This is a genomic window from Streptomyces sp. NRRL S-455 (assembly GCF_000717875.1).
GTDB lineage: Bacteria > Actinomycetota > Actinomycetes > Streptomycetales > Streptomycetaceae > Streptomyces.
The window spans coordinates 1-465 of record NZ_JOCT01000073.1; the positions used below are offsets into that span (position 1 = coordinate 1).

Annotated in this window: 1 protein-coding gene; it reads right to left on the bottom strand. The window is 67.5% G+C overall.

Annotated elements, in window-relative coordinates; translation table 11 throughout:
• The coding region (locus IE97_RS39045; protein ID WP_037845468.1) for an acyltransferase domain-containing protein at positions 1-465 on the bottom strand (465 nt) is incomplete at both ends.

The following is a 465-nucleotide window of genomic DNA, read 5'->3' on the forward strand; positions in this document are numbered from 1 at the left end:
AGCCAGAACCGCTCGTGCTGGAAGGCGTAGGTGGGCAGGTCGATGCGGTGGGCACCGGTGCCGGCGAAGTACGCCGCCCAGTCGACGGACCTTCCGCGTACGTGAAGCTCGGCGAGCGCGGTGACCAGTGTCCGGGCCTCGTCGCGGTCCTTGCGGAGAACCGGGACGAACGCCGACTCCGCCGACTCCTCGATGCAGTCCTGGCCCATCGCGGACAGCACACCGTCGGGGCCCAGCTCCAGGAACACGGTCACACCCTGCTCCTGGAGCGCACGCATCCCATCGACGAAGCGAACCGCGTCACGGACATGACGCACCCAGTAGTCCGCCGAGCAGACCTCGTCGCCCGACACGACCTGACCGGTGACGTTGGAGACGATCCCGATCTCGGGCCGGTGGAAGGTCAGGGACTCCGCGACTGTCCGGAAGTCGTCCAGCATCGCGTCCATGCGAGGTGAATGGAAC